Origin of the sequence: Bacteroides sp. AM32-11AC, from assembly GCF_003603515.1 — a bacterium.
GTDB classification, from domain to species: Bacteria; Bacteroidota; Bacteroidia; order Bacteroidales; family Bacteroidaceae; genus Bacteroides; species Bacteroides uniformis.
Genome location: NZ_QTNH01000011.1, coordinates 156,140 through 174,088, shown reverse-complemented (window position 1 = coordinate 174,088; position 17,949 = coordinate 156,140). Strand labels below are relative to the sequence as shown.

Below are 17,949 nucleotides of genomic sequence, written 5' to 3'. Positions count from 1 at the left end.
ATTCTTCGATTATATTTAAATTGATAATCAGTTAAAGCAATACTTAATACCGATAGAAGCATACCAGCACTGACCAATAGCATGGTTGAGAGTCCAAGTCTTGGTGTTGCCATTTATAGACTCCGGAGTTGAGAATGTAGCAAAACCTTCAGCGTCTACACCTTCATACTTCAAGATACGGGCTTCGTTACCGATAGCAGGATTCAAATGCTTACTTACTCCCCAGCTTGAATTGAAGAAATTAAGCACGTTCTTCATGTCAAAGCTCAGCTGCAATTTGTGCTTGGCACCACATACATTCAAGTTGAAATCGTGCTTATAAGAGAAATCTACACGGTGTACCCAAGGAGAATAAAGACTGTTGGGCTCAGCATATTTACCCTGATTATTCTTAAGGTATGAGTCGTTGTGTACATAATCCATGAAGCGTGTCTTGTCATCCTCGCTAACGAAACGGAATGAACCGTCGGCAACTTGCTTGTCTGTAGGGATATAAATGGCATCGTAGTTGTAACCGTCACCGTTTATGTCGTTGGCAAGCATGTAAGAGTAATTGTAACCGCCACGCCAAGTCTCGTAAATCAAACTAAAGTGGTTGCCGCTCTTGTCGTTGATAGTGGCACTTGCAATGAAACGGTCGGGAGTAACGTTAAGGCCATTGTGCAAACGGAAGTTGTTGACACCTTCGTATGTAGAAAGGTAGTTGAGTACTGAAGAAGCATTGGAACCCGGAAGTGAAGTCACCTCCTTAGATACTGTATGCGTATAAGCAGCCATCAAATTAATCCATTTGGCAGGCGCTGCGTTCACGGTAACGCTGGTCGACCATCCGTAACCGCGGCTTGTATTCTCAAGCATGTAAGCACTGGGCAGACTCTTGCCGGCCTCGTCCGTATAAGTAGCGTCAGACGGGAATACAGGACGGTTGTCAGCACCATTGAAGCGTGTAAAGCCGTTTATATCTTTCTGGCTCCAGTCTTTCAGCATGGCGGCATTAAGTGTCTTGTTATAGATTCCTTCTACCGTCACGTTCAATGGGAATGATACGGGTACTGTATAATCCACGGCAATTGAAGACTTCCAGACCTGTGGCATTTTAAAGTCGGGATCGACGCCGCAAATGCTTGAAGGAACTGTACCGTCTTCCGGTTTGATTGTCTGAGGATAACCCAAATCATAAAGCTTTTGTTTCAGAGCTTCTGTGGAAAGGATTCCACCTTTGAATTCATCCATAGTGAAACCTTTGTCTTTTGCATTCTTGGCATTGACTTGCGCCTGATATTGAATCATACCGCCATTGGTAGGCATATTGGTAAAGAATACCAAAGGCAGACGTCCGGAGAACAAACCGCTACCACCACGCAGCTTCAAAGTATTGTTGCCAAGTATATCCCAACTGAAACCTATACGAGGAGATACTGTCAATGAGTTTCCGGGCCATTTGCCGGTATCGATATGACGACCGTTGTAGTCAAGGTCAAGAATGGCATTGTTGGTCATCAAGTCACCATTATCAAAGAAGAGTCCGTCGAAGCGCAGACCGGCTGTAACCTTGAAATCGGAACGTACGTTCCATTCGTCTTGCAAGTAGAAGCCCAATTTATTGTACTGAACACGTGATGCAGGTTCGTTTTCACCGTTATAGCCATAAGTCAAACATACAATTTCCGGAGCAGCTCCTTGAACAAAGTCATCCAGGCTGGTATAGCGATAATATCCTGTACCGTTACGGAGATACTGGTTGTCGGCCATTTGATGCTCATAGTTCAAGCCAACCATGATTTTATGATTGCCGGTATAGTAAGTTACGTCATCCTTTATATTCCACACTGTGTTGTGGACTGCGTTATTGTAAGTGAAAAGTTCTTCACCAAAAGAGATGTAGTTTTGATTGTCTTTCAAAATATCGACAAATGGGAAAATACTGGAATTAGTACCACGTACGTCATCCAACTTGGAGAATGTTGCCAAAAACTGGTTGGACAAGGTAGCAGAGAAGCGGCTGTTAAGGTCGAAAGACAATGAATGTACCAAGTTATCCAAGGAATACATGGAGTTGGCATACGACATGGCATACTGTGAAGTACGACTACCCGACATACGAGTACCACCGTCCATAGAGGAAGCGTTAGGGGCATTCCATACGGTATTCTTGGTATAGTTATAACGCAAAGCCAAGCGATGGTTGTTGTTGATGTTCCAGTCTATACGTGCCAATAATTTAGTATTCTTATTGTCGGACGGGAAGCTGCTGAATGAGCCTGTGTTATAGCCATATCTTTCTTTTGCTATATCGGACACTTTCTGAAGGTCGGCAACGGTTGCACGTGAGATGTATGCATCTGCATTGGCCACACCGTCTTCGGAAGCACGCCAGCGATTGGCAATTGCAGGAGTATTCTGCAGCTCGCCGTTTGCAAAGAAAAAGAGCTTGTTCTTGATTATCGGACCGCCAATAGTAAAACCATATGTAGTTGACTGGTCTTTCTCGCGGGCACCTAAGATTGTTTCACGATCAATGGCATCACCGCGCATGTTTTCATTCTGGTGATAAATATAAGCTGTACCTTTGTAAGTATTGGTACCTGATTTGGTAATGGCATTGATACCGCCACCGATGAAGTTGGTCTGGCGTACATCAAACGGAGATATGACAATCTGAATTTCGTCAATCGCCTCTATAGAGACCGGATTACCGCCACCAGGCAGGTTGGAACTCAAACCGAAGTTGTTGTTGAAGTTGGCACCGTCGATTGTGAAGTTGGCTGTACGACCGTCAGATCCGGCAAACGACATCCCATTACCACCGTAAGCAGACAAACGGGAATAGTCGGTAATGCTACGGCTTACAGAAGGCATGCTGGTAATCTGTGTATTGGAAATGTTGGTTGTCGCTCCGGTCTTCTCGGAGGCAAATTTAGTCTTTTGAGCTGTAACAACCACTTCCTCAAGAAGCTCTGATGATTCTTTCATCTGTACATTCAGATTGTAGACTTCACCTAATTGAAGAGTTACATCCTTAAACATCATTGTTTGGTAACCGATGTAAGAGACTTCCACGCTGTAAGGTCCGCCTGCCCGCATACCTTGAATGGTATAACGACCATCGATGTTTGTAATTGCGCCATATCGTGTCCCGGAAGGCTCGTGTATAGCCTGAACTGTTGCACCGATAATGGCTTCCTTGTCTGGGTCTGTTACCTTTCCACTTAATGAGGAGGTAGTCACCTGAGCCTTAGCTGTCATTGCGACTATCACCATAATTGTGGAAAGAATGAATCGCATTCTTTTTGCCATGAGATTTTAATTAATATGATTAAACTATTAAAAAACGTTGCAAATTTAAACAATAACTTTCAGATTACCGTTACATATCAATTACAATTTTTATTATATCTTTGGTATAAAAATGTATTTGTCAAAAGAAAACGGTGATTTTGTCAAGGACGTGCTCAATCTACCTGAAGAAACAGGTTGATTGAGCACGTCCTTGACAACCTCAATATCTTTACTTCCCCAAAATTAAAGTGGGAGAAAACGACTTTAATTTTCTCCTATTCGATTGACGGGCATGTCATGATTTTAGGTAGCTTTCTTAAAAGCTGTTTTTGTTTTGATGGAAACTGACTTCTTATCCGTATCTTTGCATATTGATTAAAAAAGAGATATTCATGGAACTTTCGGATATACTTCATAATTTGAAGATACAAGAACTTACGCCGATGCAGGAGGCTGCTAAGGAAGCCTATCAATCAGCTAAAGATTTAGTACTTCTTTCGCCCACCGGTTCGGGTAAGACACTGGCTTTTCTCCTTCCGCTGGTACAGACCTTGAAAGCGGATATACAAGGTGTGCAGGCTCTTGTACTAGTACCTTCACGCGAATTGGCTTTGCAGATAGAAACTGTGTTCAAGTCTATGGGAACTCCTTTCAAAGCTATGAGCTGCTATGGCGGACGCCCTGCCATGGAAGAACACCGGACAATGAAAGGCATTCATCCCACCGTCATTATCGGTACTCCGGGACGTATGAGCGACCATTTGAGGAAAGAAAATTTCAATGCCGCCACTGTCGTCACTCTGGTGATAGATGAATTCGACAAGTGTCTTGAGTTCGGCTTCCATGACGAGATGGCAGAGGTTATCGGGCAGCTTCCCTCACTGAAAAAGCGTGTGCTTCTCTCGGCCACCGATGCAGAGGAAATACCGCAATTTGCCGGAGTAGGAGGTGATTCCCCGTCTTCCGGCTCCCGGCTCATGAAGCTTGATTTTCTTACTCCGGAAGCTCTTGCTCCGCGTCTGCGGCTGCACAAGGTTGTTTCTCCGGAGAAGGACAAACTGGAAACCCTCTATAACCTGCTTTGTACCCTCGGTTGTCATTCCACCTTGGTATTCTGCAATTATCGTGAAAGCGTGGAGCGTGTTGCCGGGTACCTGAAAGCCAGGAAGTTCCCTTGCGACATGTTTCATGGAGGTATGGAGCAGCCCGACCGCGAACGTGCGCTTTACAAGTTCCGTAATGGCAGTTGCGCCGTGCTGATATCCACAGACCTTGCCGCCCGCGGACTGGATATTCCGGGTATTGAGAATGTGGTGCATTACCATCCTCCCGTAAACGAGGAAGCCTATACGCACCGTAATGGACGTACTGCCCGTTGGGAGGCATCGGGAAATGCATATCTTGTCCTGCATGCCGAGGAGCGGGTACCCGAGTACATTTCTGAAGACATCGAAACGTACGAGTTTCCGGAGACGCTTCCCAAACCGGCCAAGCCCCGATGGGCTACCTTATATATAGGTAAAGGGAAAAAGGATAAGTTGAACAAGATAGATATTGTCGGCTTCTTGTATAAAAAAGGAGGAATGGCGCGTGAAGATGTCGGGCAGGTGGACGTAAAGGAACACTATGCCTTTGTAGCCGTGCGCCGCAGTAAAATGAAACAATTGCTGACGCTGGTACGCGGTGAAAAAATCAAGGGAATGAAAACTGTTATCGAGGAAGCAAAGTGATTTATCTTATAAATATTCATTTTATTTGCGCTTATTCTTTTGAATATGAAGTAATGAAACCGCCTTGCTTTTAGTTTCTCTAAAAGTATTATCCTTGATAAGTAAAGATAACAAAATGGTGCATATATCTTGTATAAACCATTAAAAAGTAAGCTAAATGCGGCTTAAAAATAGAATTTCATCAGGAAAGGTTTGTTTTGAAGAAATATTTCCGTAATTTCGCAAAGTCGAAAGACATTAATGAACGAAATTGTATAACCAAAACAAACTTCAAATGAAAAAGCATAATTTCAATGCAGGACCTTCTATCCTTCCTCGTGAGGTGATTGAGAATACGGCACAGGCTATTCTTGATTTCAATGGCTCAGGCCTCTCACTGATGGAAATCAGCCACCGTGCCAAAGACTTCCAACCCGTTGTGGACGAAGCTGTGGCATTATTCAAAGAATTGCTCAATATCCCCGAAGGATATTCGGTACTGTTCTTGGGCGGTGGTGCCAGTTTGGAATTCTGCATGGTACCCTTCAACTTCCTTGAAAAGAAAGCTGCTTACCTGAATACGGGTGTATGGGCCAAGAAAGCCATGAAAGAAGCTAAGGCATTCGGTGAAGTAGTTGAAGTCGCTTCTTCCGCTGAATCTACTTATACCTATATTCCGAAGGACTATACAGTGCCTGCTGATGCAGACTATTTCCACATCACTACCAACAATACAATCTACGGTACGGAACTGAAAGAGGATTTGGACGTAAACGTTCCGATGGTGGCCGATATGTCTTCTGATATTTTCTCCCGTCCTATCGACGTGTCCAAATATATCTGTATCTATGGTGGTGCGCAGAAGAATCTGGCTCCTTCCGGTGTTACATTCGTCATCGTGAAGAATGACGCTCTGGGTAAGGTATCCCGCTATATTCCGACCATGCTGAACTATCAGACGCATGTGGACAGCGGCTCTATGTTCAATACTCCTCCCGTTGTCCCCATCTATGCAGCCCTGCAGACATTGCGCTGGATTAAGGCAGAGGGTGGCGTGAAGGAAATGGAACGCCGTGCCATCGAAAAGGCCGATATGCTGTATGCCGAAATTGACCGTAACAAAATGTTTGTAGGTACGGCTGCCAAAGAAGACCGTTCACGCATGAACATCTGCTTTGTGATGGCTCCCGAATACAAGGAATTGGAAGCTGACTTCTTGAAGTTCGCTACCGAAAGAGGTATGGTAGGTATCAAGGGACACCGTTCTGTAGGTGGATTCCGTGCATCCTGCTACAATGCCATGCCGAAGGAAAGTGTGCAGGCTTTGATTGACTGCATGCAGGAATTTGAGAAACTTCATTAATAATATTGTTTTTCACCACAGATTACACAGATTTGCACAGATTGTTTTTATGATTAAACTCTGTGATAATCTGTGTCATCTGTGGTGAGTCTTTTTAATATCATGAAATTATGAAAGTATTAGTTGCAACAGACAAACCGTTTGCCAAAGTGGCAGTAGACGGTATCCGTAGAGAAATAGAAGCAGCAGGTTACGAACTCGTGCTGCTGGAGAAATATGGCGAAAAAGCCAAGCTGCTGGAGGCTGTGAAAGATGCCAACGCTATCATTATCCGCAGTGACATCATTGATGCTGAAGTGCTGGATGCCGCCAAGGAACTGAAGATTGTGGTGCGTGCCGGTGCCGGTTATGACAATGTGGACCTGGAAGCAGCTACTGCCCACAATGTATGTGTAATGAATACTCCGGGACAGAACTCCAATGCTGTGGCCGAGTTGGCTTTCGGCTTGATGGTGATGGCTGTCCGTAATATGTATAACGGTACTTCCGGTACTGAACTGATGGGCAAGAAGCTGGGTATCCACGCTTATGGTAACGTAGGCCGCAACGTAGCCCGTATTGCCAAAGGCTTCGGTATGGAGATTTATGCGTTCGACGCTTTCTGCCCGAAAGAAGTAATCGAGAAGGATGGAGTGAAGGCTGTGGGTTCTGCTGAAGAGCTTTACTCTACTTGCGACGTCGTTTCCCTGCATATTCCTGCAACTGCCGAAACGAAGAATTCCATCAATTATGCATTGGTGAACAAGATGCCGAAGGGCGGACTGCTGGTGAACACAGCCCGTAAGGAAGTCATCAATGAAGCAGAGCTTATCCAGCTGATGGAAGAGCGCACCGACTTGAAATACATGACCGACATTATGCCTGCTGCCAATGAAACATTTGCAGCCAAGTTTGCCGGACGTTATTTCTCTACACCGAAAAAGATGGGGGCCCAGACTGCTGAAGCCAATATCAACGCAGGTATTGCCGCTGCCAAGCAGATTGTAGGCTTCCTGAAAGACGGTTGCGAGAAGTTCCGCGTAAACAAGTAATATTTTTAGTAGGCGCGGATTACGCGGATTTCACGGAGTTTTTATTTTCCGTACAGTTCCGTGTAATCTGCGCCTAAGTATTCCATTAAAACATCTAATTACCATGGCAATCATTAAACCTTTCAAAGGAGTCCGTCCTCCCCAAGACTTAGTAGAACAAGTAGCTTCCCGCCCGTATGATGTACTCAATTCAGAGGAAGCCCGCATAGAAGCGGAAGGTAATGAAAAATCCCTATATCATATTATCAAGCCGGAAATAGATTTTCCCGTCGGTACGGATGAGCATGACGAACGTGTTTATCAGAAAGCTGCAGAGAACTTCCGTATGTTCCAGGAGAAAGGCTGGCTGGTGCAGGATGATAAAGAAAACTATTACGTCTATGCCCAGACCATGAACGGCAAGACACAGTACGGTCTTGTTGTCGGTGCCTATGTTCCCGATTATATGAACGGCGTTATCAAGAAGCACGAGTTGACTCGTCGTGATAAAGAGGAGGACCGTATGAAGCATGTCCGCGTGAACAATGCCAACATTGAGCCCGTATTCTTTGCCTATCCCGATAACGCTGCACTGGATGCCGTCATTTCCCGTTATACAGCGGGGAAACCGGTATACGACTTTATCGCTCCGGGTGACGGTTTCGGCCATACCTTCTGGATTATAGACAAGCAGGAGGACATTGATGCCATAACCCAGGAGTTTGCCCAAATGCCCGCTCTCTACATTGCCGATGGGCATCATCGCAGCGCCGCTGCCGCTTTGGTGGGTGTGGAGAAAGCCAAGCAAAATCCCAATCACCGTGGTGACGAAGAGTACAACTACTTCATGGCTGTGTGCTTCCCTGCCAACCAGTTGACTATTATTGACTATAACCGGGTGGTGAAGGACTTGAACGGCATGACTCCCGAAGAGTTCCTGGCCGCTGTGGGCAAGAATTTCATCGTGGAGGAGAAAGGTGAGGACATCTATAAGCCGTCCGGACTGCATAACTTCTCCCTCTATCTGGACGGAAAGTGGTACAGCCTTACTGCCAAACCGGGTACTTATAATGATAACGACCCCATTGGTGTACTGGATGTAACCATCTCCTCCAATCTGATACTGGATGAAGTGCTTGGCATCAAAGACCTCCGTTCCGACAAGCGTATCGACTTTGTAGGTGGCATCCGTGGTTTGGAAGAGTTGAAGAAGCGGGTGGACAGCGGTGAGATGAAAGTGGCATTGGCCCTCTATCCCGTTTCCATGAAGCAGCTGATGGACATCGCCGATACGGGCAACATCATGCCTCCCAAGACAACTTGGTTTGAGCCGAAGTTGCGTTCGGGGTTGGTGATTCATAAACTGGACTAAATGAATTGATATAAACTGAAACGGGGATGTCTTCCACTAAAAGACATCCCCGTTTTTTTCGGATTAAAACAGAATAATAAGGTTATTATGTAGAAAATGCCGACCTTTGCCGAAAAATTGAGAGTATACAATGAAGGTATTGATTCTTAACGGTAGTCCTCGTCGTCATGGCAACATGTCGAAAATGTTGGAGCTGATGAAGCAGGAACTTGAAGGCTGCGGAGTTGGAACAGTTTATATAGACGTTCCACAGTTGCAGGTACATCCCTGCATCGGTTGCATGAAGTGTCGCAGTTCATTGAAGTGTTGTCTGCCCGAGGATGGGGCACAGAGAGTGTTGCAGTCTATGAAAGAAGCCGATGCAGTGATAATCGGTGCCCCTTGCTATTGGGGAAACATGCCGGGAGAAGTGAAAGTGCTTTTCGACCGTATGGTTTACGGTATGATGGGGGAGAACTCTTGGGGGATACCCCTTCCGCTTCATAAGGGCAAGAAAGCGATTGTGGTAAGCACTTGTACTACCCCTTATCCTTTCAATATTCTCTATAATCAGACGCACGGTGTGGTGAAAGCTTTCAGGGAGATTCTGAAATGGAGTGGTTTCAAGATTGTGAAAACCATTGAGAGGGGAGGTACTAAGAAGCATCCTGAGCTGACGGAAAAGGATATGCGGAACTGCAAGAAAGCAGTGCACAAATTATTGTAAAGTATTGAAAAAGTCAATATGGGTAGAAAAGAAGAATATAAATTGCAGAACGAACAGTTTCTGGAACAGTTGCGTACGGCAGAAGGAATCAAGGAATTGCCTTGCGGCATACTTTATCGGGTATTGGAGGAAGGCAGAGACGGTCTGACACCACGTCTCAACAGTGTAGTATCTGTGCATTATAAAGGCACGCTTATCAATGGGCGTGAGTTCGATAATTCGTGGAAACGGAATTGTCCGGAGGCTTTTCGTCTGAATGAAGTGATTGAGGGCTGGCAGATTGCCTTGCTACGAATGCATCCCGGAAGTCGTTGGATTGTATATATCCCTTACACCATGGGATACGGTACACGTACCAGTGGACCCATTCCGGCGTATTCCACACTGATATTTGAAGTGGAATTACTAAATATCTCGTGACACTGCTGAACAATTTGCTTTTTTATCTTGTTCTCATATAAGAATTTAGAAAAACTCAATAGGTATGAATATAGATAAGAAAGCAGGGCATATTGACCCGAAAGTAGCATTGTCCCAGGCAGAACATGAAAAGGGAACAGTACCCGGACAACAGATTGGCCTTTACGGTAATGCAGACAAGAGAGATGTTCGTCAGGTCGTAAAGATTCTGAATCCTGACAAAAACAGTATGGAGAGCAGAGGTTAACCCTCTGCTTTTTTTATTACATGCCTCTTTCTTCGTCGAGTCCAGATGATTTGTTGGAGGGTTTTGTATCTTTGTACCCGGAAATGAAACTCTTAAAAACAAAAGCAGGATGCTACGGAAAGGAGACCTCACTCAAGGAGGCATAACCGGTACTTTATTGCATTTTACCCTACCCATGCTGGTAGGGTCTTTTTTGCAGCAATGCTACAACATTGCAGATACGCTCATTGTAGGCCAATGCATTGGTGCAGGGGCGTTGGCGGCGGTCGGTTCGGCATACACACTGATGGTTTTCCTTATATCCGTTTTGCTGGGACTGGCGATGGGCAGTGGCACTGTGTTCTCTTTACATTATGGTGCCGGAAACCATGTAGCACTGCGTCGTAGCATATTCAGTTCGTTTGTACTGATAGGTATCGTGACACTGATACTGAATGTAGCCGTTTTTATCTGGCTCGATCCTATTCTCCGGCTGTTGCAGGTTCCGCAAGACATATACGGCATGATGCGCAGCTACTTGTGGATAATCTTCTGCGGTATAGTTTTCACCTTTATCTATAACTTCTACGCATCTCTGCTGCGTGCAGTAGGGGATTCTGTCACTCCGCTTTGGTTTCTGGCAGTTTCTGTCGTTCTGAATATAGCGCTCGACTTGTTTTTTATCCTACAACTGGATTGGGGGATTCAGGGTGCGGCTGCGGCCACTGTCCTCGCTCAAGGAGTAGCTGCTCTGGGCATCATCATTTATACTTACAGAAGGCGTCCGGAACTGCGATGGCATCATGAAGACATGTGTTTTGACCGTACTTGCTTGAAGGAAATAGCTTCCTTCTCTACACTGACTTGCATCCAACAGTCGGTGATGAATCTGGGAATTCTGATGGTACAGGGGCTTGTCAACAGCTTTGGAACAGCGGTAATGGCAGCTTTTGCGGCAGCAGTGAAGATTGACTCTTTCGCCTATATGCCCGTGCAGGAATTTGGGAACGCCTTTTCCACCTTTATTGCACAGAACTTCGGGGCCGGACGTTACGACCGTATCCACCGGGGTGTTCGCAGTGCATTTGTCACGGCTGTTGTTTTTTCGCTCCTTGTGTCCGTATTGGTTTTCATCTTTGCCAAACCGTTGATGCTTATCTTTGTCCGTCCGGACGAAACGGAGATTATTGCGGTGGGAGTGGCGTACCTACGCATCGAAGGTGCTTTCTACTGTGGCATCGGCATCTTGTTTTTGCTGTACGGATACTATCGGGCCATCCGTATGCCGGGCATGTCTGTTGTGCTGACCGTGCTGTCGCTGGGCACCCGTGTAGTTCTTTCTTACTGGCTTGCTTCGATACCTGAGATTGGGGTGACGGGCATCTGGTGGTCCATCCCCATCGGCTGGCTGATTGCTGACGTGGTCGGTATCTGGTGCTATCGGTATGTTAAAGGAGTTAGAGGGAGTTAAAAGAAAATCCGGCAAATTTGCTCCACTGTCCTTCGGATATTTTCTTGAGCAAATTTAGGCTGCATGGCCTGCTCCAAAGAGACGGGAGAGGGGGTAATGGAGAATACGCCCCGGAATCCGGCTGCATTCAGTATCCCGGCATCCTCTATCGCTCCTGCCAGCAGGATGACGGGAATATGTTGCCTTCTTGCTTCCTGCAAGATGCCCGAAGGCACTTTCCCCATAAGAGTCTGCCGGTCCGATTTCCCTTCTCCAGTGATGATGAGGTCGGCATCCTTAATCTTTTCTGCAAAGTCCAGAGTTTCCAAAAAAAGCTCTATGCCGGGTTTCAACTGTGCATCCAAAAATGCGTGGAGACTGCCGCCCATGCCGCCTGCCGCACCGGCACCGGGATGCAAGGATACGTCTTTGCCGGTAGTGTGGAATATGACGTCTGAAAGATGCTGCATAGCAACATCCAGTTCCTTTACCATATCTGCGTCTGCTCCTTTTTGGGGAGCGAATACGTGGGCTGCTCCATTGGGACCGAAGAAAGGATTGCGTACATCACACGCCGCCGTGAAACATGCCTTTTTCAGTGCGGGATGGGCAGAAGAGCTGTCTATGGAGCTGATTTCCGATAGAAGGGCACCGCATAGGGCGATGCCTTTTTCCATGCTTCCCACTTCGTGTCCTTCTTTATCGAAGAAACGGAATCCCAATGCTTGCAGCATTCCCAGACCGGCATCGTTCGTGGCGCTCCCTCCAAGTCCGATGACGAAACGGAGGCATCCCCGTTCCAAGGCATCGCGTATCAGTTCACCCGTTCCGAAGGTGGTGGTTTTCATCGGATTCCTTTTGTCGGCAGGAACCAGTGGCAGTCCGCTGATGGCAGCCATTTCTACGAATGCGGTATTGCCGTCTCCGGAGATACCGTAACTGGCATCGCACGGTTGCATCAACGGGTCGTGGGCACGGACGGTGATACGTTTTCCGTTACTGGCTGCAAGCAGGACGTCGAGCACGCCTTCTCCACCGTCGGCCACGGGGAGCACGATGGTCCGGCATTCGGGACATGCGGCATGTACCCCTTGGGCGGCAGCTTCTCCGGCTTCTGCCGAGGTGAGACATCCTTTAAAGGAATCAAGGGCAATCACTATCTTTTTCATAAATGCGGTCTTTTATAATTTCGTCATGCTTCGGATGACAAGTTGTACAATTACAAAGGTATATACAAAATTTCATTTCTTTTTCATGCAAGCATGAAAGTTCTCTCTTCGGTTTGCATTATCTTTGCAGCATGAGCGAAGATACGTATAAAACCATCGTTGCCCCTTCCGAGGGCATTTACACTGAAAAGCGCAGCAAGTTCATTGCTATTGCCCTGCCGGTGCGTACAGTAGAGGAGGTGAAGGCGCATCTGGAAACTTACCAGAAGAAATACTACGACGCCCGCCACGTGTGCTATGCCTACATGTTGGGCCATGAGCGGAAGGACTTCCGTGCCAACGACAACGGCGAACCATCGGGTACGGCAGGCAAGCCGATTCTGGGACAAATCAATTCCAACGAACTGACGGATATTCTCGTCATCGTAGTGCGCTACTTCGGCGGTATCAAGTTGGGTACGAGCGGACTGATTGTAGCCTATAAGGCTGCCGCTGCCGAAGCCATTGCCGCTGCCACCATCATTGAAAAGACGGTAGATGAGGCGGTGACTTTCCTCTTCGAATACCCCTTCATGAACGATGTGATGCGGGTGGTGAAGGAGGAGGAGCCGGAAATTCAGGAACAGTCGTATGATATGGACTGCCGTATGACGCTCCGCATTCGTCAGTCCATGATGCCGAAGTTGCGGGCACGGTTGGAGAAAGTAGAAACATTAAGGTTTGAATAATACAACAAATGGGATAAGAGCCCCTTTTAATAGGGAAGTTGTTCGTTTCCTTTAACGGAACAAGTTGTTTTCCTATGAGGAACAGACTGTTTTCTTTGCGGAAACGGTACCACTTCTTATGAAAGGCTGACTCCCCCCCTTTAAACAAAAGAAAGTTTATGGCATTTAGTGCAACAAAAAGAGAACTGGGCGAGCTCTACACCTTCTTTCGCCTGCTGGCGGATGGAGCCGTGTCATTGGGCACACCGAAAGCTGAAAAAGACGAAACCCTGCGCTGGCCCGTTGCCTTGATACAGAGGGAAGAGCATGACGGTACGCGCCGTTACTATATCGAAGCGCAGGAAGTGCGCATTGTCAGCGGAACTACCGGGAAGGACGGTTCGTTTGTTCCGGGCGAGAAGGAGGAACTGCGTTTCCCCCGCGAAGACTTTGGTGATGCGGCAGAGTTGGTTCTGCATCTGTTGAAGAACGTTTCGGGCGAGGAAGTGGAAGTATCCGAAGGTTTGGAAGCCTTTTTGGATGCTGTCAACATCTTCGACCTGGAAGCAAAGACGGAGGACCGTACCGACTTCTCCGTTGCCTTCTGGCATCCCGAAGCACCTCTAACGGGCTTCAATGTCCGTTGTCGCCTTACCCCGATGAATCCGTTGCTGGACGGAGGGCGCACGGCGAATCTGAAGCTGGAGCAAAGCGGTGTCAAGTTTGCCGTGCCCACGGTGAACAAGGTGAATGCCCTGCCGGAATCTTCTACGGAAGTAGCAGAACGCATGATGATGATTGAGCGACTGGGCGGCGTGCTGAAGTATGCCGACGTTGCCGACCGCGTGTTCCGCTGCAACCTGCTGATGATAGACCTCCACTTCCCCCGCATGCTTGCCGAGATGGTGCGCTTGATGCACTTGGACGGCATCACCCGCATCAGCGAATTGACGGAGCGCATCAAGGAGATGAATCCGCTGAAGATAAAGGACGAGTTGATAAACAAGCACCGCTTCTACGAGTTCAAGATGAAGCAGTTCTTGCTGGCGCTTGCCCTCGGCATGCGCCCTGCCAAAATTTATAACGGTACGGACTCTGCCGTCGAAGGCATCTTCCTGACGGACGGCAACGGGCAGATACTCTGCTACCACAAATCCCGTCCGCAGGTCTTTGCAGACTTCCTTTATCAGAACACGCGTTTGGAGAAAGGTGCCGTAGAGAAAGATAAATACGGCTTCTTGGAGCGCGAGAACGGCGTCTGGTACTTCAAGCTGAATGTGAAGATTGGACTGGTGAAACGATGAAACAGCCCTACTGAATACGCACCGATTTGCATTATCAATAATCAACTATCAATTCTCAATTAAACAAATGAACGAGACATTACAAACTATCAAGGCACGCCGTAGCGTCCGTGCCTATATGGAACAGCAGGTTTCCGCAGAAGATTTGAATCTTATCCTTGAGGCGGCTACTTATGCCCCCAACGGTATGCATTTGGAGACGTGGCACTTCACTGCCATTCAGAATAAGGAAGTACTGAAAGAGTTGAATGATAAAATCAAAGGCGCCTTTGCCAAGAGTGACGACCCTCATACACGGGAACGTGGACATAGCCAGACTTATTGCTGCTACTATCATGCCCCCACGCTGGTCATTGTCTCCAACGAGCCTACCCAATGGTGGGCTGCTATGGATTGCGCTTGCGCCTTGGAGAACATTTTCCTTGCAGCCAAGTCCCTCGGCATCGGTTCCTGCTGGATTAACCAGTTGGGGCAGACCTGCGACGACCCCGATGTCCGCGCTTTCTTGACAAAGCTGGGTGTACCCGAGAGCCATAAGGTATATGGCTGCGCAGCCCTGGGATATGCTCCCGCCGATGCTCCGGTGAAGGAGAAAAAGGTGAAGGAAGGTACGGTGACCATCATCCGCTAAACAGAGATACCCGCAGGAGAGGTGACGGTCAGGTAATTAATCATACATGAAGCAAAATAACGTATAATTCCGCCACTCTCCGTTGGGCTTCCTCTTCACAGAGGAAATGGGTTATCGCTGCATATTGATGATGCCGCTGTCCGTATCACTGTTGTTCAGCCCCTTGTTGCCTGCCTTGTGCTTGCGTCCGAACTCGAATGTATAACCCACGCGCAGCACGACCATCTGTCCCGTCTCCCTGACGAATGTCTCGGAACGGAAAGGAGCCACTTTGCTGATTCTTTCTTTTCCCACTTTATAATTATTGGTGAAGGGAAACATAATACCGATTCCCGCCTGAAGGTTCTGCCGGGTGTACATTGCCATGAATGCCGTCTGGTTTTCGTTCTTTTTAATGGTTTCGCCGAAGAAATTGTTCTGCACTTTCCGGAACTGCCCGAGCAGCGAGAGGCCTTTATATTGCACTTGCGCCATCACGCTGTAATAGAATTCATCGTACATATGGCTATAGTTCAGGCCTTCCGACCAACTGCGCGTATATCCTCCCGAAGCATAAAGCGTCAGGAAATCTTTCAGTCCGAACAGTGTAGCGCCATTTATGCCGGCCATCAGTTCCGTATTCAGGCTTTGGAACGACCGCTGGTTTTCATCCTTCAGTATCAGTTTGCCGTCCTCCACGAAGATGCTTTCCATGATGGGATTGTCATAATACTGGTGGCGCACGCTCAGATTGGCATTGAACTGCTTCTTCGAATAGCTGTAAGACAAGGAGTTCGTGAACTGTTGATACGTTTTCAGCAACGGGTTGCCGCGGACTATCTGTATCGTATCCATCGCCTGCTCCACATCCGTCAGCGAACCGAGTGACGGTATGGCAGGACTGATGTTGAACCGGTAGCGCAGGAATCCCGCCTTCTTCAGATTATAGCTCAACCGCACGGTGGGCGTGAAGGTATAGTAAGCATGGTCTTCCTCACTTTCCTTGAACCAGGCACGTGTCATTCCTACACTGCCCGCATAGCTGAAGTCCTTTACCTTGCCCTGCACCTCGAAGAAAGCGGATGTCTGCGACTGGTCCATCTTCGAAGTGGTAGGGTTGGAACCTTTATACTCATTCTCTGTCCGCATCTGATAGTGGCGGGCACCGCCGCTCAGCTTCACCTCCTTGAAGTTCTTTTCATAGATGGCTTCGCCAATGACGGAGCGCTTGTCACCGTCCACCAATGTCTGGATGTCCGCCAGCGGTGCGTTCTCGTCTTTGTACTCCTTGTATTTCCGGTTGTTCTTGGTATGGATGAGCGTTCCCGTTACATTCACCTGGATGCTCTGCTGATGGGGCAGGGTATGCTGGAAGTAAAGGTCGAGTGCCGGAGAGTAGCTGGATGTGTGGTTGTTGACGTATGAATAGATGGACTCCGTGCTGCCCACTGCCCACATCTTGTTCAGTTCATTCTGGTAGGGGGCATTGCTGAGGTTGTTACGGAAGATGGCATTGAATACATATTTGTCCGCTTTCGTCAGATTGTACGTCAGATTCAGGTTGTTGATGAAGCTCAGGGAGGGAGACTCGTCTTCGATGCCTTCCTTGATGCGGTCGATGGTGCGGTCGCCCAGATAGAAGGTTTCGTGGGATTCGAGGCGGCTGTGATACTTGCCGTTCTTGTTGAAGTAGTCGATGCCCCATTCGGAGTTCTTGTAATTGAACTTCGCGCTCAGGAAATTCTCTCCCCATAGGGTGTGGGGCGAATCGGAGAGCTGGAAGTTCACGACACCGCCCGTTTCGCGGCGGCGCAGGATAATGTTGACCACGGCGCCCAGCTCATCGTCTCCGTACTGCTTGCCGGGGTCTTCGATGAACTCCACACGCAGTACGTCTTTGGCTCTGACAGCCGCTATCTCCTTGTCTGTCACTTTAATGCCGTTGATACGGGTTTGTACGGACCCGCCACCGCTGACGCTCATGCTGTTGCTCAGATTGTCCACTTGCAGACGGGCAATGCCGAGATTGTTCAGCAGGTCGTAGGCACCGAACGAGCGTTTCAGCTGGCTTTCGGAAGGCAGGATGATTTGCCGGTCTACCCGTTGCAGCACATTGCTGGCGGATACCGTCACTTCACCGAGGCTCACGGCATCTTCCTGCAACTGTACATCGCCCAGGTCGAGGCTTTTATTCAGTTTCAGCAGTATGTTTTCACTTTGGAGGCCGATGAAGGAGATGGAAAGGCGGTAATCGCCTGCCTTGATTTTATGGAGGGCGAACTTGCCTTGTGCATCCGAGGTTACTCCGGTCACCAAAGTAGAGTCTATGGTCCATAATGACACATTGGCGGCTATAACTGCTTCTTGCGAGGCGTCCGTGACGCGTCCTTTGATGAAGAGGCTCTGTGCCTGCGTACGGAGTACGGAGAGGGCAAGCAATAGTAAAAAAAGTTGGTTTTTCATAATTATTTGTATTAGTCTGTTGCTGTTGGATAGGGATGTAAAAGTCACTCTTCCCGTTGAGGGAAGATGCTGAAGCTTGTATGTCAGTTGTTTATACTTTCCTCGTCTGTCCGATGAAAGTCAGGAATGCATGAAGGAATAAATCTCGTACATCAGTGTCG

14 protein-coding genes are annotated in these 17,949 nt (G+C 47.7%); 11 read left to right on the top strand and 3 right to left on the bottom strand.

Features of this window, described 5'->3' with window-relative positions; genetic code table 11:
* Window positions 1–27 precede the first annotated feature (27 nt).
* Window positions 28–3,297, bottom strand: coding sequence for a TonB-dependent receptor domain-containing protein (locus DW800_RS13585; RefSeq protein ID WP_119958138.1), 3,270 nt, complete (start codon window positions 3,295–3,297; stop codon window positions 28–30).
* Between the two features lie 374 nt (window positions 3,298–3,671).
* Here DW800_RS13585 and DW800_RS13580 point away from each other — a divergent pair, with 374 nt between their 5' ends.
* The 8 genes from DW800_RS13580 to DW800_RS13545 all read left to right on the top strand — a co-directional run bounded on the left by DW800_RS13580 (window position 3,672) and on the right by DW800_RS13545 (window position 11,556).
* Window positions 3,672–5,009, top strand: coding sequence for a DEAD/DEAH box helicase (locus DW800_RS13580; RefSeq protein ID WP_061412874.1), 1,338 nt, complete (start codon window positions 3,672–3,674; stop codon window positions 5,007–5,009).
* Window positions 5,010–5,283: 274 nt separating this feature from the next.
* Window positions 5,284–6,351 (top strand): 3-phosphoserine/phosphohydroxythreonine transaminase, encoded by a 1,068-nt coding sequence (serC, locus tag DW800_RS13575; protein ID WP_005828105.1) that lies wholly within the window; start codon window positions 5,284–5,286, stop codon window positions 6,349–6,351.
* 110 nt (window positions 6,352–6,461) lie between these two features.
* Window positions 6,462–7,382 (top strand): NAD(P)-dependent oxidoreductase, encoded by a 921-nt coding sequence (locus DW800_RS13570; protein ID WP_119958137.1) that lies wholly within the window; start codon window positions 6,462–6,464, stop codon window positions 7,380–7,382.
* 103 nt (window positions 7,383–7,485) lie between these two features.
* Complete coding sequence (locus DW800_RS13565) at window positions 7,486–8,733, top strand: DUF1015 domain-containing protein (RefSeq protein WP_119958136.1); 1,248 nt, start codon at window positions 7,486–7,488, stop codon at window positions 8,731–8,733.
* A gap of 130 nt (window positions 8,734–8,863) precedes the next feature.
* On the top strand, window positions 8,864–9,439 hold the full coding sequence (locus DW800_RS13560; protein WP_009036889.1) for a flavodoxin family protein: 576 nt from the start codon (window positions 8,864–8,866) through the stop codon (window positions 9,437–9,439).
* An 18-nt stretch (window positions 9,440–9,457) separates the two neighbouring features.
* Window positions 9,458–9,859, top strand: coding sequence for an FKBP-type peptidyl-prolyl cis-trans isomerase (locus DW800_RS13555; protein ID WP_005836316.1), 402 nt, complete (start codon window positions 9,458–9,460; stop codon window positions 9,857–9,859).
* Between the two features lie 64 nt (window positions 9,860–9,923).
* Complete coding sequence (locus tag DW800_RS13550; RefSeq protein ID WP_005828120.1) at window positions 9,924–10,106, top strand: hypothetical protein; 183 nt, start codon at window positions 9,924–9,926, stop codon at window positions 10,104–10,106.
* 109 nt (window positions 10,107–10,215) lie between these two features.
* Window positions 10,216–11,556 carry an MATE family efflux transporter gene (locus DW800_RS13545; protein ID WP_118936646.1) on the top strand — a complete coding sequence of 447 codons (1,341 nt, stop codon included), beginning with the start codon at window positions 10,216–10,218 and terminating at the stop codon, window positions 11,554–11,556.
* Here DW800_RS13545 and DW800_RS13540 read toward each other — a convergent pair.
* Complete coding sequence (locus DW800_RS13540; RefSeq protein WP_119958135.1) at window positions 11,553–12,704, bottom strand: glycerate kinase; 1,152 nt, start codon at window positions 12,702–12,704, stop codon at window positions 11,553–11,555. The genes DW800_RS13545 and DW800_RS13540 overlap by 4 nt on opposite strands.
* A gap of 131 nt (window positions 12,705–12,835) precedes the next feature.
* Here DW800_RS13540 and DW800_RS13535 point away from each other — a divergent pair, with 131 nt between their 5' ends.
* The 3 genes from DW800_RS13535 to DW800_RS13525 all read left to right on the top strand — a co-directional run bounded on the left by DW800_RS13535 (window position 12,836) and on the right by DW800_RS13525 (window position 15,346).
* Window positions 12,836–13,432, top strand: a complete 597-nt coding sequence (locus tag DW800_RS13535; protein WP_035457915.1) for an IMPACT family protein — start codon at window positions 12,836–12,838, stop codon at window positions 13,430–13,432.
* A 158-nt stretch (window positions 13,433–13,590) separates the two neighbouring features.
* Window positions 13,591–14,715 (top strand): HpaII family restriction endonuclease, encoded by a 1,125-nt coding sequence (locus DW800_RS13530; RefSeq protein WP_118936644.1) that lies wholly within the window; start codon window positions 13,591–13,593, stop codon window positions 14,713–14,715.
* 67 nt (window positions 14,716–14,782) lie between these two features.
* Window positions 14,783–15,346 carry a nitroreductase family protein gene (locus DW800_RS13525; protein WP_009036894.1) on the top strand — a complete coding sequence of 188 codons (564 nt, stop codon included), beginning with the start codon at window positions 14,783–14,785 and terminating at the stop codon, window positions 15,344–15,346.
* Window positions 15,347–15,457: 111 nt separating this feature from the next.
* Here DW800_RS13525 and DW800_RS13520 read toward each other — a convergent pair whose 3' ends face one another.
* Window positions 15,458–17,788 (bottom strand): TonB-dependent receptor, encoded by a 2,331-nt coding sequence (locus DW800_RS13520; protein ID WP_119958134.1) that lies wholly within the window; start codon window positions 17,786–17,788, stop codon window positions 15,458–15,460.
* Window positions 17,789–17,949 lie beyond the last annotated feature (161 nt).